The sequence below is a fragment of the Paenibacillus sp. MCAF9 genome, from assembly GCF_052114265.1.
Classification (GTDB): Bacteria; Bacillota; Bacilli; order Paenibacillales; family Paenibacillaceae; genus Pristimantibacillus.
In genome coordinates this window covers 127,271-140,967 of the sequence record NZ_JBFREL010000009.1, presented here as the reverse complement: position 1 = coordinate 140,967, position 13,697 = coordinate 127,271, and the positions used below count along the sequence as shown (strand labels likewise).

The following is a 13,697-nucleotide window of genomic DNA, read 5'->3' as shown; positions in this document are numbered from 1 at the left end:
ATGAGTAAACGTATTCGAATTGACAAGCTGATCGCCCATATGGGACTGGGTACGCGCAGCGAAATTAAACGAGCTGTGAAGCTCGGCATGGTTGTTGTCGATGATAAAGTAGTGAAAGACAGCGGACTAATCGTTGACCCTGATACAGCAAAGGTTTATTTTGACGGCGCACCTGTCGTGTATCGTGATGTCGTTTATTTCATGTTGAATAAGCCGCAGGGCGTTATTTCTGCAACAGAGGATAGCCGTGAACGCACGGTAATCGATTTACTTGAGCTCTCCGATCGGCAGCGAGATCCATTTCCAGTCGGACGACTGGATAAAGATACGGTTGGCTTGCTGCTGCTGACGAACGATGGGCAGCTTGCTCATGAACTGTTGTCTCCGCGCAAGCATGTTGCGAAGACCTATGAAGCATTGGTTCTTGGCGATGTTGGCGAAGAAGACCAGCAGCTTTTTTTGGCTGGCATTGCATTAGACGACGGGTATGTTACGATGCCGGCTGAGCTACACATCAAGAGTCGTGAACAACGGGATGATGAAATATTTTCGAGTATCTCCCTTACTATTATGGAAGGTAAGTTCCACCAAGTGAAAAGAATGTTTGAAGCTGTCGGCAAAAAGGTCGTATACTTGAAAAGAGTATCGATGGGACCGCTTAAGCTTGATGAAACCCTTGAAGAGGGCTCCTATCGGGAGCTGACGGAAGAAGAACTAGAGCTTCTGCGCTCACATAAACGGAAGACGGATTAGACATTGTATCTAGTGTTTGCTGTAATTAAGAGATAGAGAGAGCACTTACAGAGTTTGGAATAGGAGTGGAGACATGAGCCTTAATTATGACTTAATTGCTTTAGATGTGGATGGGACACTGCTTACAGATGATCATGTGCTGACGAAAGCTATTCGTGAGTCGGTACATGAGGCTGCCAATCGCGGAGCTCAAATCGTATTATGTACTGGGAGAGGACCATCAGGCGCACTTCCTGTGCTGAAAGAGCTTGGACTTAGCGGGACGGTGATTACTCATAACGGAGCAGCAACGATTAATGCGGATGACCATTCCGTTGTTCACCAATTCGATATGGTACCTGAGCATTTATTGCGTTTTATTCAATATTGCCGCGAGAATGGCATTCATTTTGATTTGAATACTGCTTTTGAAATGATGGTCGAGAGCATGACGCCGGAAGTAGAAGCAATGTATGGTCATTTTCAAGCTAAGCCATCGATTCATGATTTCCGCCTGGGCTTGCCTAGCGGCCTTGTAAAATTTACAGTTTTCGGAACGAAGGATCAGATGGATGTCGTACAAACGGAATGGTCGGGATGGCCTAAGCAGCTTCATTCGATTCGGAGCGGCGACTTCTTTATCGATGTGCATCATAGTGAAGCCAATAAAGGAAAAGCGTTGCAGCAGCTTGCTGCAATTAAAGGCATTGATCGCAGCCGAATTCTAGCAATCGGCAATTATCATAATGATATAACAATGCTTCAATTTGCGGGCATGGGCATAGCAATGGGCAATTCTCCTGAGGAAGTGAAGCTGGCAGCTAATGCAGTTGCACATTCGAATAGCGAGGATGGCGTGGCTAGAGCGCTTTATGAGCACGCTTGGAGCTAATATTTATCCCGGATTTACGAAAACTAAATTTTACGTTTTCGGATGCAGCGGCGCGTATAAATGCCAATGCAATTCTACTAGCTGCGGCAGAGGATATTATGACGCCACATTGACTATCAATAATAATCAGTATGATCTAACGGTTAACGAAGTAAGATCCTGACGGAATGAAATAGAAAAAGAAAGAGCGGTCAGCACTAGGAATAAGTTCCTGTGTTGACCGCTCTTTCTTTTAAAGTTGTTTACCGATTGCGTCCGCCGCCACCGCGCGGTTTGCTCGAAGAGCTTCCGCCACCACGCGGGCTGTTGCCGCGACCGCCGGCAGGTGAGCCGCTGCGTCCGCCTGACGATGATTTGCCGCGCTTGCCTGTTCCACGGCCGTTTTCGTGCTCATTTAATGTTTTCGCTTTGAAATCACTGCGCGCTGCTTCCCAGGGGCTATCCACCTTGGACGAGGCACGGCCTGCTACATGCTCTGCGCCGCGAGGACTGCCGAAGCCGCCGGTGCGAGTTGCACCACCGCGAGCTGAGCCGCCACGACTCTCGGAGCGTTCGCCACCGCGAGCTGAACTTCCGCGACTTTCGGAACGATCACCGCCGCGAGTGGTACTGCTGCGGCTTTGGGAACGGTCATTACCGCGAGCGGGGCTTGCGGATTCGAATCGGTCCCCACGGTTGGCTGTCCAGCCTGTGCTCTCGCCAGCTGCTTCGGAAGCTTGACCGCGAATCTCAGCTGTTCTGCCTGTACGTTTGCCAGCATTAGGACGTACGGTCTCGCGTTGGCCTCTGCGTCCGCCTGGCTTCGCATTGCGATCGCCTTGAGCAGAACGGTCACGACCGCCGCGGCGTCCACCCTCGGATGGCTTGCTGCTGGAACCGCGTGTACTGCTTTTGCCAGCTGCACTGCGTGTTCTCTCTGGACGATCGCCAGATTGTGCGCGTACAGATGTTTCGTTGCCTTCGCTGTCAATCGCACGGCGTGCAAGCTTAGCATTTATGCTTTGTTCAATAAGAATCAAATGGTTTTTGTCATAAGGAGTTGCGAGTGTAATGGCTGCGCCATCTTGCCCAGCGCGACCTGTTCTGCCAATACGGTGAATATACAGCTCGCCGTCTTGTGGAACGTCGTAGTTGTAAACATGGGTAACCCCTTCAACATCGAGTCCGCGAGCAGCAACGTCAGTCGCTACGAGCACCTGCAGTCTTGCATCTCTGAAGCGCTTCATTACTTGCTCACGCTTCGCTTGCGTAAGATCGCCGTGCAGCTCATCCGATTCGATGCCGATCTCTTGGAGTTCCTTGTTTAATTTTTTCGCGCGAACTTTAGTCCGGCAAAAAATAACGGCCAAATAGGGCTGATGACGCTCTAGCAAATGCACGAGAGTTTGCTGCTTGCTTCTATCCGTTGTTTCATAGACGATTTGTGTAATGCTGTCGAGTGTGACGTTGGTACTGCGTACCCGAATATCGACAGGCGTCTTCATATAATCAGCAGCCAGCTTGCGAATAGCATCAGGCATTGTAGCTGAGAACAACATCGTTTGACGAGTTTTCGGCGTTTGTGAAATAATGCTTTCTACATCTGGCAGGAAGCCCATGTGAAGCATTTGATCCGCTTCATCGAGAACAAGCATCTGCAGCTTGCCTAGGCTGACGGTTTCACGTTTCATATGATCGATTAGACGACCAGGCGTTGCAACTACGATATGGGGCGAGCGCTGCAGCTTGCGAATCTGAGCATCAACGTCTTGGCCGCCATAGGCAGCAAGCACGCTTACGCCAACAGCGGGAACAAGTTTTTTGAGCTCGCTCGTAATTTGAATCGCAAGTTCCCTCGTTGGAGTTAATATGAGAGCTTGGACTTGTTCTTTCTCTATATTAATACGTTGCAAAATAGGCAAAGCAAACGCAATCGTTTTGCCTGTGCCCGTTTGAGCTTGTGCAATAACATCCTGCCCGTTGAGCAGAAGTGGAATCGCTTGCTTTTGAACCGGAGTCGGTTCGATAATTCCATCATGGTGAAGCAATTCGCTTAGCTTGGGAGTTATACCCAAAGCGTTAAATGCGTTAGACATTAATACATTTCCTCATTTCGTTTACATCTTTTGATGTTAAGTATAACAGCTGTCCTTATAATGTGCATCTTTACTTTGCTTATGCTATGCTAAAAGCCGACATTAGAGCAGCAGAGGAATGGTAAATATGAATGGAACAGAGCGCTCCGCGATCAAAGCGGGCCTATCGGTAGACATTGTTTTGAAGCAGGATCAACGGACTGGCAAGCTGACACGAGGTGTCGTGAAAGATATTTTGACGAATTCGCCTAAGCACCCTCATGGCATTAAAGTGAGACTGGCTGATGGGCAAGTAGGGAGAGTCAAGAATATCCTGACTTAAAGAGTCCATATCTAGTCAGGAAGGAATGTTCAACGTTAAAGGAGCGATGTGCTGTGGCCTTTGGCATAAAAAGAAAAGAGTTGCAGCGATGGAAGGAAGCCGTTGCCCGCGGAGAAATTGCATTTCTGACGCATTACTGGCTGGATTCAAGGTTTCCAGACATGAAGACTGTAACAAAGGTAGGCTGCTCCGATATGGAGAAGCTCTCGCGCTGGTGCCTCGATAACGGCCTTAATCCTCGCTATATTCATGCGCGGTCAGAGTATCCGCATTTTGATTTGCTTGGACCGATGCAGCGTGAAATATTGAAGCGAGAAAATCAGCTGGAACAGCTTGAACGATTTGATATGGTATGAGGATCAGAATCGCAATTAGCTGCTCATGAGGCGGCTTTTTTTATTACAAAAATGGAAAAAAATCTCGCTCCTTAATGAATCATCCTTTATGATAAATGGAAGCTTGGATGATTATGTCAGTTTAAGGGGAGTGGAATTTGCATATGGTTACCGAGAAATTGCAGCTGCTGGACACCTTCAAAGAATGGATAACGTTTGTAACCGATTTGGCGCGTTACGACGAACGTATTTGGAATCAGAGCATTGCCGCAGGAAAGTGGTCAATTCGAGACGTCACAGCCCATATTTTACGTTGGGATATTTATTTTTATGAAGAAGCAATCTTAAAGGTGCGAGAGGGCTTGCCGCTTACGGTTAAACATTTGGATTATAATGAGTTTAACGAACAAGCAAAAATATACAGCAAGTCAACTTCAATCGCTGAGCTCGTTCATGAAGCTGCAAACATACGTGAGCGGATTATTGACACGATAGCACAGTTAGCAGATGAGCAGTACGAAGCTGCCTATGTAGACGCGGATGGTCATGCCTTTGAAGTGAGTCAATATATAAAAGATTTTATATGGCATGATCAGCATCATATGGAGCAGATTAAGCGACTGTTGCATTTTCGAATAGAGGAAATGAGCTTAAATGGTTGGCCAGCCTTGCAAACGGTTGTCTACGACGGCTGGCTGCTTCGTTTTGCAGAAGGTTATACGAAACGTTCCAATTCGATTAATCCTGTGTACGACAACACGCTCCAGCTTGGTGCGAAAATAAGCTCCTGCGAGGAACTTTATGAACACAAAGGCATTCGCTCTGTTTTTAAAATAACACCCTTCGCTCAGCCTGCCTCGCTTGATGAGGAACTGGCGACCCGCGGTTATGAGCTTATCGATCGGACGATTGTAAAAACGATTCACCTTTCTGATGCTCCATCGCCGCTGCATGCTGAAATTTGGCTAGAGCAGGAAGTTTCAGAGAGCTGGCTGGATGCGGTTGCGGTTTTTAGTCGCTTAACGGATGAACAGCGGTCAACTACACGAAAAATGTTAAAACAGTCACCGCTGGATAAATGCTGCGCGGTTTTGCATGACAATGGAATACCGGTAGCATGCGGCTTTGCGGTGATTGAGGATGGTTGGATTGGTATTTATGATATTGTGACCGATCCTAATTATCGAAATAGAGGTTTTGGAGAGCAGCTTGTGCTGCATCTTCTGCAATGGGGCAAGGGACGTGGAGCGACTGAAGGTTATCTGCTCGTCGTAAAAGATAACGCAGCAGCTAATCGGCTGTACGATAAAATCGGGTATGTCCCGCAATACGAGTATTGGTATCGAGTAAAAAAATAAAAGATGCTATTTGTTTTTTGTAATAATCGTATAAGGCGCCTTGTCGAATGTTTAAGGCGTTTATATGGGAAACTAAACAACTTAGATCGATCAGCATGAGAAAGAAGGATTACTTCGTGAAAATCAGCCATTCAAATTTATCATCAGCATCAGCATCTTCTGCGCCAATTGCAATAACAAGCTCATGGCTTCTGATTCTTGGCATATTGCTAATAGCAGCTAATTTGCGAGCGCCGCTGACAGCAGTTGGACCAATCGTATCTGAAATTCAGCGTTCGTTTGGCATTTCCAGTGCGCTCACTGGGCTGCTGACGACCTTGCCGCTGTTAGCATTTGCACTTATTTCTCCACTTGCACCACGAATTGCTCAGCGCATTAGTATGGAAAACACACTATTTATTGCAATGGTTGTGCTAACTGGTGCAATTGTGATTAGATCCCTTCCGACGATAGCCGCTTTATTTGTTGGAACAATCCTGCTGGGCATGGCGATTGCTGTTGCAAATGTACTGCTTCCGAGCATGATAAAAAGAGATTTTCCGGCCACCGTCGGTTTAATGACTGGTTTATATTCGGTAGTGATGAATTTAGGTGCTGCTTTAGCTTCAGGATTTAGCATTCCCATTACAGAGAAGCTTTCCTTTGGCTGGCAAGGAATGCTGGCCTGCTGGGCACTGCTCGCTCTATTTGCTACGATTGCTTGGGTACCGCAAATTCGTTCGTTTGCCCAGAAGGACAACAACAAAGCAGCAACGAACGGTGAGAAGAATGGTGGTCTGCTGCGCTCTGGCTTAGCTTGGAAAGTAGCATTATTTATGGGTCTTCAATCATTTTGTTTCTACGTTAATGTATCATGGCTGCCTGAAATTTTATCTGATCGCGGCATGAGCCACGTTGATGCGGGATGGATGCTGTCACTGCTGCAATTTGTCAGCTTGCCCGCGACATTTATTATACCTGTCATTGCGGGAAAGCAGGCAAGCCAAAGGCTGCTTGTTATTCTTACAACGATATTGCTGCTCCTAGGATACTTAGGTCTTCTTAGCGGGAATGTAAATCTTATTCCGATTTGTATGATTTTACTCGGAATTGCCGGCGGTTCCGGCTTTAGTCTCGCGGTTATGTTTTTTGTACTGCGGACAAGCAGCACAAGGCAGTCGGCTCAGTTGTCAGGTATGGCACAGTCCATTGGTTATCTGCTTGCCGCTGCCGGACCGCTGTTGTTTGGACTTATTCATGATTTGACGAATAATTGGACTGTCTCATTAGTAATGCTAGTAGTTGTTGCTGTTATTTTTGGATATATAGGCTTCGGAGCTGGAGCGAATAAAACGATATCAGGAGCACAAGAAAATTAAATATGGTGAAAAATTGATTATAAACCGTTTGGAGTTCAAGTTCGTTCTCTTGACACCGAACCGTGTGATCTTTATAATCGAAACTAACGATTTTATGCATATGGAGCGTTGAAGAGGAACAGTAATTTCGTTTGTCAGGCCTAGAGAGCCGGTGATTTATGGTGGAAGCCGGACCTGCAGCGAAATGAAGCTCGCCTTGGAGCTGTGCGATTAACGAAAGCGATGTTTACGAAACATCGTTTACGCGAAAATCACCGTTTGGCCCGCGATAAGGGCGACAAGTGAGCGATCGGCAAAGCATGTCTTTCGCTAACTAGGGTGGTACCACGGGAGAACAACCTCTCGTCCCTAGCGATAATTCGCTAGGGGCGAGAGGTTTTATGTTTTTTTGTACAATTATGCATTCAGCATTTATTTGAGAGAGGATATGAGCACATGAGTCAAGAACAGCAATTTCACGGCTATAACCCGCTTGTTGTGGAGCCGAAATGGCAGCAATTTTGGGATAAAAACAAAACGTTTCAAACGACAGAGGATGCTGAAAAACCAAAGTTTTACGCATTAGATATGTTTCCATATCCATCTGGAGCTGGCTTGCATGTAGGACATCCCGAAGGGTATACAGCGACAGATATCGTGTCTCGCTACAAAAGAATGAAAGGTTATAATGTCCTTCACCCGATGGGCTGGGATGCGTTCGGATTGCCTGCTGAGCAGCATGCGCTAGATACAGGAAAGCATCCGCGCGATATTACGTTTGTAAACATCGATAATTTCCGCAGACAAATAAAATCACTTGGCTTCTCATACGATTGGGATCGCGAGATTAGTACAACCGATCCTGAATATTATAAATGGACGCAATGGATTTTTATCCAATTGTACAACAGAGGACTCGCTTATGTTGCTGAAGTATCAGTTAACTGGTGTGAAGCTCTTGGAACGGTGCTTGCCAATGAAGAGGTTATTAACGGCCTAAGCGAGCGGGGCAATCATCCCGTTGTTCGCAAGCCTATGCGTCAGTGGATTTTGAAAATTACGGAATACGCGGATCGTCTGTTGGATGATTTGGAAGAACTGGACTGGACAGAAAGCATTAAGGATATGCAGCGCAACTGGATTGGAAAATCCAAAGGAGCTGAGGTTACCTTTGAGATTGACGGTCATGATTCCGCTTTGGTCGTATTTACGACTCGTCCAGATACATTGTTTGGCGCGACTTATTGCGTACTCGCTCCTGAGCATGAGCTTGTTGCAAAAATCGTAACGGCAGAGCAAAAAGAAGCAGTTGAAGCTTATCAACTGGCAGCATCGCGCAAGAGTGATTTGGAGCGTACTGATTTGGCGAAAGACAAGTCAGGCGTGTTCACAGGAGCTTATGCCATTAATCCCGTTAATGGCGTGAAAACACAAATCTGGATCGCAGATTATGTTCTTGCTGGTTATGGAACGGGTGCTATTATGGCTGTTCCAGGTCATGACGCTCGCGACTGGGAATTTGCTAAGCAATTTGATTTGCCAATCGTTGAGGTTGTTCAAGGCGGAGATGTTACGAAGGAAGCTTATGCAGGCGACGGCATTCATGTCAATTCCGATTTCTTGAATGGTTTGACGAATGAAGAAGCGATTGCGAAAATGATAGAGCATCTGGATGCATCGGGCAAAGGCAAAGGGAAAATCACTTACCGACTGCGCGATTGGTTGTTCAGCCGCCAGCGCTACTGGGGTGAGCCGATTCCGATCCTTCACTTGGAGGATGGTACGATGAAGACTGTTCCTGAGGATCAGCTTCCGCTTCTGCTGCCTGATGTTGATGCTATCACTCCTTCAGGAACAGGGGAATCACCGCTTGCCAGCGTTACGGAATGGGTGAACACGATCGATCCTGAAACGGGCATGAAGGCTCGCCGTGAAACGAACACGATGCCGCAATGGGCTGGCAGCTGCTGGTACTACCTGCGCTTCATCGATCCTAAAAACGACAAACAGCTTTGTTCGCCAGAGAAGCAAAAGCAATGGCTGCCGGTTGACCTTTACATTGGTGGCGCTGAGCACGCTGTTCTGCATCTGCTTTACGCTCGTTTCTGGCACAAGGTGCTTTATGATATCGGCGTTGTAGATACAAAGGAGCCGTTCCATAAGCTTGTCAACCAAGGCATGATCCTTGGAAACAACAACGAAAAAATGTCCAAATCGCGTGGAAATGTTATCAATCCAGATGATATCGTAAACGAGTTTGGCGCAGATACGCTTCGTATGTACGAAATGTTTATGGGGCCGCTTGAAGCAACGAAACCTTGGAATACCAATGGTGTGGAAGGAACATATCGTTTTCTTAACCGTGTATGGCGTTTGTTCGTGAACGAGGACGGCAGCTTGAATGCCAAAATCGGCAATGGCGAAACGAGTGATGCATTCAAGCGCACATGGCATCGTTCAATCAAAAAAATTACGGATGATTATGAGGGACTTCGTTTCAACACCGTAATCAGCCAGCTCATGATTTTTGTAAACGAAGCCTACAAAACAGATGTACTTCCGCAAGCAGCAATGGAGCAATTCGTTCAATTGATTTCTCCAATTGCGCCGCATATCGCGGAAGAGCTATGGGAGAAGCTGGGACGCACGGATTCGCTTACGTATGCAGCGTTCCCGACGTTCGAAGAAGCTTGGACGGTCGATCAAGAGGTTGAGATCGTCGTACAAGTAAATGGTAAAATCGCAGATCGCATCTCCATTGCAGCTGATATGGACGTTGCTGAGATGGAAAGCATAGCGAAAGAACTTGAGAAGGTACAAGAGCTGATTGCCGGCAAAACAATCCGTAAAGTCATTGCGGTAAAAGGCAAGCTAGTCAATATCGTTGCCAATTAAGACAAACAGAAGAGGTGAGCGGGCATTAGCTGAAGAACAGCTATTGACCGTTCACCTCTTCGCCTATAAAGGCGGTCGAAACCTTGACCACATCTTCATCGAACTTTGCATGTGTCGTACGGATGAGTTGATTGAATACTCCTTCTGTCTCGCGGCGCAGCAGGTTTAGCGCTTGGGCTGTAATGCCGCCAGGGACGGCAACTCTCTCTTGCACCTCTGCTGGTGTAAGGCCGCCTTCGGTCAGCAGCAAGCCGGTTCCGAGCAGCATGGCGCTTGCAACACGCAGCGCTTCATCACGGCTTATACCCGTTTCTTCAACCGCAGCATCAACAAATTGCTCAAGCAGGAAAGACATAAAAGCTGGTCCGCAGCTTGAAATGTCGGATACGATGCGTGTGTAATTCTCATCTATTCGCAGCGGCTGACTAATATGGGATAATAAGTCCTCCAGTTGAGCCATATCATTGTCATCAATCGTTTCCCCATAAATACAAAGCGATGCTCCGCTCCATACATAATTTGTAATGCTCGGAATAACCTTAGCTACCTTGCAATCGAGTTCCCCTTCTAGATGAGAGATAAGGACAGGACTCGTTATAGATACGACAATCTGGTTTGGTCGAATAGTTGCCTTCAAATCATCGACCACTTTTTTGAACTCCAAAGGCTTTACGCACAAAAAAACAATATCGGAGCCGTAAGCAGCCGCAGCATTCGTATATTCGGCTCTCATGCCGGAATAACGGTTGGCCAAGGCTTGCGCTTTTGCAAAGGTGCGATTGCTGACGGCAATTTGTTTTGGTGATAATGCACCAGATGCGATCAAAGCTTCAATGAGCAGGCTTCCCATTGTGCCCGTCCCGATAAATCCGACATTCATGCTGAACCCTCCTATAGGTTTGGCGCGCGCATAACCTGCTTTAATTTGTAGAGAAAGGTTATATGCGAACAAATCCCGAGTGAAAATTTCAATAGCCGTACTCATTTCGTATTTCGTGTGCTCTCTTACCTTATTCCGCAGGACTTGTTTCATATGTCACTAATTACCAAAAAAACATCGCTTTCAAAGGAGAGTGAAGAAGTGAAGCCTTTAAATGGAACGATTTCTAGCAAAGCCATTATATTTACTTTTATTTTAATACTTGCTGCAGCTATATTGCTGGCCGCTGCTTTTATGGAGCCTAAGCAGCCGGAAACAGGTGATTGGGTACCTTTAAACGATGCTGTGAAATCTGCAGTCGCTGCAATTGAGGCAGCAGATACGGGTGAAGAAGACGTAAAGAACAAGAAGGATACTGAGATGATCCCGGAAAAGGAGCAAGAAGCATCAGCTGCAGGTGTTGATCATCGGAATGAGCAGGATGGGAAAGCTGCTTTAAAGGAAGATACGATTGTATCCACTGCGCCAGCAGCACCAATTGCTGATGCAGGCATGGATGATGCAGCAAAGCTTGATATCAACCGTGCAACGGAGGCGGAACTTGATGATTTGAAAGGAATCGGACCGTCAAAAGCAAAAGCAATTATTGAAGATAGAGAAAGAAACGGCAAATTTGCGACCGTTAATGATTTGCTCCGTGTCAAGGGAATTGGAGAAAAACTATTAAAAGGATTGGAAGACAGCATTGTAGCTCGTCCATAATTGTGAGAGAATGGAAAGAAGCGGACATTTACAACTTCCGTTTGCCATTATCTATTAACTCATTTGAAGGAGTCGAGAAAATGTCAGAACAACGCAAGCTTTCCCTTGATACACTATCCGTCCACGGAGGTCAGCAAATCGATCCGACTACGTTGTCGCGCGCGGTACCTATCTACCAGACGACATCTTACGGATTCAAAGATACAGATCATGCAGCGAATCTATTTGCATTGCAGGAATTTGGAAATATTTACTCCCGAATTATGAACCCGACATCGGATGTTTTTGAGAAACGTGTAGCTGAATTAGAGGGTGCTCCGGCAGCATTAGCAGTTGCTTCTGGTCAATCGGCTATTACATACGCGATTCTAAATATTGCAGGAGCTGGCGATGAGATCGTTTCCGCTACAAGCCTGTACGGAGGTACTTACAACTTATTCTCAATGACGCTTGCAAAGCTTGGCATCACTGTAAGATTTGTTGATCCGTCGAATCCGGAAAACTTCCGAGGAGCAATCAACGAGCGTACGAAAGCAGTATATGCTGAAACGATCGGAAATCCGAAGGGCGATGTGATCGATCTTGAAGCGGTTGCTGCAATTGCACATGAGAATGGCATTCCATTTATCGTGGACAATACATTCCCGAGCCCTTACTTGTGCAGACCGATTGAACATGGAGCAGACATTGTGGTGCATTCCGCGACCAAGTTTATCGGCGGACATGGAACATCAATCGGCGGTATCATTGTAGACGGCGGCAAGTTTGACTGGAAAGCCAGCGGCAAATTCCCAGGTCTTACTGAGCCGGATCCAAGCTACAATGGCGTTGTTTACACCGATGCAGTTGGCCCTGTCGCTTATATCATTAAAGCACGCGTCCAATTGCTAAGAGATATGGGTGCTGCCATTTCACCTTTCAACTCTTTCCTATTGCTTCAAGGACTTGAGACGCTGCATCTTCGGATGGAACGCCACAGCTCAAACGCGCAAAAGGTAGCTGAATATTTGGAAGGCCATGAAGCGGTTGAGTGGGTTAGCTATCCAGGACTTCCAAGCCACCCGTCCTATGACCTTGCACAAAAATATTTGCCGAAGGGCAAAGGCGCTATTATGACATTTGGCATTAAAGGCGGAGTAGAAGCGGGCAAGAAAGTGATCAACTCCGTTCAGCTATTCTCGCATTTGGCGAATGTCGGTGATTCCAAGTCGCTAATTATTCATCCGGCAAGCACAACACATCTGCAATTGTCTGAGGAACAGCAAGCTAATGCTGGCGTTTCACCAGGCATGATTCGTCTATCGATCGGTACAGAAGGCATTGATGATATTTTGGCGGATATTGAGCAAGCCATTGCTGCCAGCCAAGCCTAAGCCTAAACGCTTTAGTAGGAAGCTTTAACGAAGAAATATACGATAAATAAATGCAACCAGAGATCATCAGATGCAGCATGAGAGAGGAAGTTGAGTTATGAGCACCCAAACGAAGGATGCCGACCGCAAGGACTGGGACACCTACTTCATGGATATTGCCTATATGGTTTCGACGCGTTCGCGTTGTCCGCGCAGACATGTTGGAGCTGTTCTTGTACAAGGAAAAAAACTGCTTGGCACAGCGTATAACGGCGCTCCGATGGGCGTGCAGGATTGTCTTGAGGCAGGCTGCATGATTTCGGAGGAAGTTGAGATGAAGCTGGTCGACGGCAAGGAGCAGCCATTCAAGAAGCAACGCTGTATTCGAACGATACATGCGGAGCAAAATTTGCTGCTGTTCACCGATCGTACCGATCGCGAAGGCTCAACCGTTTATGTAACCGACCAGCCTTGCTGGACATGCGCTAACATGCTCGCGAACAGCGGCGTTATCGAAATCGTCTATCATCGGAGTTATCCGAAAGACAGTGAAAAGGTGAGCAATATGATGGCCCAGAAAGGTATTGTTTTCCGTTGTTTGGATCATTACGAGCCACCTGCTCAGGCGCATATGGATGTAACATCATAGCGTTGTTCATGAAATAGTAGAAACGAGGAGGAACCTCTGATTGCATCTTTTGATGCGACAGAGGTTCTTTTTTTTTGTTATGAGGCTTTGCGAATTGGAGGGAGCTAG

At 46.7% G+C, this 13,697-nt stretch carries 12 protein-coding genes and 1 other annotated feature; of the genes, 10 read left to right on the top strand and 2 right to left on the bottom strand.

The genetic code is table 11. The annotated features are described in order from the left end of the window. Positions 1–753, top strand: a complete 753-nt coding sequence (locus AB4Z45_RS17090; protein WP_441910469.1) for a 16S rRNA pseudouridine(516) synthase — start codon at positions 1–3, stop codon at positions 751–753. 73 nt (positions 754–826) lie between these two features. Continuing rightward, positions 827–1,624: a Cof-type HAD-IIB family hydrolase gene (locus AB4Z45_RS17085; RefSeq protein ID WP_441910468.1), complete on the top strand. Its 798-nt coding sequence runs from the start codon at positions 827–829 to the stop codon at positions 1,622–1,624. 242 nt (positions 1,625–1,866) lie between these two features. Here the strand turns inward: AB4Z45_RS17085 and AB4Z45_RS17080 are convergent, their stop codons facing one another. Beyond that, positions 1,867–3,699: a DEAD/DEAH box helicase gene (locus AB4Z45_RS17080; RefSeq protein ID WP_441910467.1), complete on the bottom strand. Its 1,833-nt coding sequence runs from the start codon at positions 3,697–3,699 to the stop codon at positions 1,867–1,869. Positions 3,700–3,826: 127 nt separating this feature from the next. Between AB4Z45_RS17080 and AB4Z45_RS17075 the strand changes: the two genes are divergently transcribed. The 5 genes from AB4Z45_RS17075 (at position 3,827) to leuS (ending at position 9,946) form a co-directional block, all read left to right on the top strand. After that, positions 3,827–4,021, top strand: coding sequence for a YwbE family protein (locus AB4Z45_RS17075; RefSeq protein WP_076266853.1), 195 nt, complete (start codon positions 3,827–3,829; stop codon positions 4,019–4,021). A 53-nt stretch (positions 4,022–4,074) separates the two neighbouring features. Next, positions 4,075–4,377, top strand: coding sequence for a hypothetical protein (locus AB4Z45_RS17070; RefSeq protein WP_076266854.1), 303 nt, complete (start codon positions 4,075–4,077; stop codon positions 4,375–4,377). 143 nt (positions 4,378–4,520) lie between these two features. After that, positions 4,521–5,714: a GNAT family N-acetyltransferase gene (locus tag AB4Z45_RS17065; RefSeq protein WP_441910466.1), complete on the top strand. Its 1,194-nt coding sequence runs from the start codon at positions 4,521–4,523 to the stop codon at positions 5,712–5,714. 167 nt (positions 5,715–5,881) lie between these two features. Beyond that, positions 5,882–7,072: a CynX/NimT family MFS transporter gene (locus AB4Z45_RS17060; protein ID WP_441910512.1), complete on the top strand. Its 1,191-nt coding sequence runs from the start codon at positions 5,882–5,884 to the stop codon at positions 7,070–7,072. A gap of 99 nt (positions 7,073–7,171) precedes the next feature. Continuing rightward, positions 7,172–7,425, top strand: a binding site (T-box leader). A gap of 82 nt (positions 7,426–7,507) precedes the next feature. Beyond that, entirely contained in the window at positions 7,508–9,946 is a 2,439-nt protein-coding gene (gene leuS, locus AB4Z45_RS17055) for a leucine--tRNA ligase (RefSeq protein WP_430058016.1), read from the top strand. A gap of 40 nt (positions 9,947–9,986) precedes the next feature. Here the strand turns inward: leuS and comER are convergent, their stop codons facing one another. Continuing rightward, positions 9,987–10,826, bottom strand: coding sequence for a late competence protein ComER (gene comER, locus AB4Z45_RS17050; RefSeq protein ID WP_441910465.1), 840 nt, complete (start codon positions 10,824–10,826; stop codon positions 9,987–9,989). A 201-nt stretch (positions 10,827–11,027) separates the two neighbouring features. On the opposite strand from comER, the gene AB4Z45_RS17045 reads away from it, so the two are divergent. The 3 genes from AB4Z45_RS17045 to AB4Z45_RS17035 all read left to right on the top strand — a co-directional run bounded on the left by AB4Z45_RS17045 (position 11,028) and on the right by AB4Z45_RS17035 (position 13,589). After that, positions 11,028–11,588, top strand: a complete 561-nt coding sequence (locus AB4Z45_RS17045) for a ComEA family DNA-binding protein (protein ID WP_441910464.1) — start codon at positions 11,028–11,030, stop codon at positions 11,586–11,588. 80 nt (positions 11,589–11,668) lie between these two features. Further along, complete coding sequence (locus AB4Z45_RS17040; protein ID WP_076266859.1) at positions 11,669–12,961, top strand: homocysteine synthase; 1,293 nt, start codon at positions 11,669–11,671, stop codon at positions 12,959–12,961. A 97-nt stretch (positions 12,962–13,058) separates the two neighbouring features. Beyond that, positions 13,059–13,589: a deoxycytidylate deaminase gene (locus AB4Z45_RS17035; RefSeq protein ID WP_076266860.1), complete on the top strand. Its 531-nt coding sequence runs from the start codon at positions 13,059–13,061 to the stop codon at positions 13,587–13,589. Positions 13,590–13,697: the final 108 nt, after the last annotated feature.

Excerpts from the sequence above, each read along its gene's own strand:
- AB4Z45_RS17090 (WP_441910469.1), top strand. The coding sequence starts at position 1 with ATGAGTAAACGTATTCGAATTGACAAGCTGATCGCCCATATGGGACTG.
- AB4Z45_RS17080 (WP_441910467.1), bottom strand. The coding sequence starts at position 3,699 with ATGTCTAACGCATTTAACGCTTTGGGTATAACTCCCAAGCTAAGCGAA.
- comER (WP_441910465.1), bottom strand. The coding sequence starts at position 10,826 with ATGAATGTCGGATTTATCGGGACGGGCACAATGGGAAGCCTGCTCATT.
- AB4Z45_RS17085 (WP_441910468.1), top strand. The coding sequence starts at position 827 with ATGAGCCTTAATTATGACTTAATTGCTTTAGATGTGGATGGGACACTG.
- leuS (WP_430058016.1), top strand. The coding sequence starts at position 7,508 with ATGAGTCAAGAACAGCAATTTCACGGCTATAACCCGCTTGTTGTGGAG.
- AB4Z45_RS17035 (WP_076266860.1), top strand. The coding sequence starts at position 13,059 with ATGAGCACCCAAACGAAGGATGCCGACCGCAAGGACTGGGACACCTAC.
- AB4Z45_RS17065 (WP_441910466.1), top strand. The coding sequence starts at position 4,521 with ATGGTTACCGAGAAATTGCAGCTGCTGGACACCTTCAAAGAATGGATA.
- AB4Z45_RS17040 (WP_076266859.1), top strand. The coding sequence starts at position 11,669 with ATGTCAGAACAACGCAAGCTTTCCCTTGATACACTATCCGTCCACGGA.
- AB4Z45_RS17075 (WP_076266853.1), top strand. The coding sequence starts at position 3,827 with ATGAATGGAACAGAGCGCTCCGCGATCAAAGCGGGCCTATCGGTAGAC.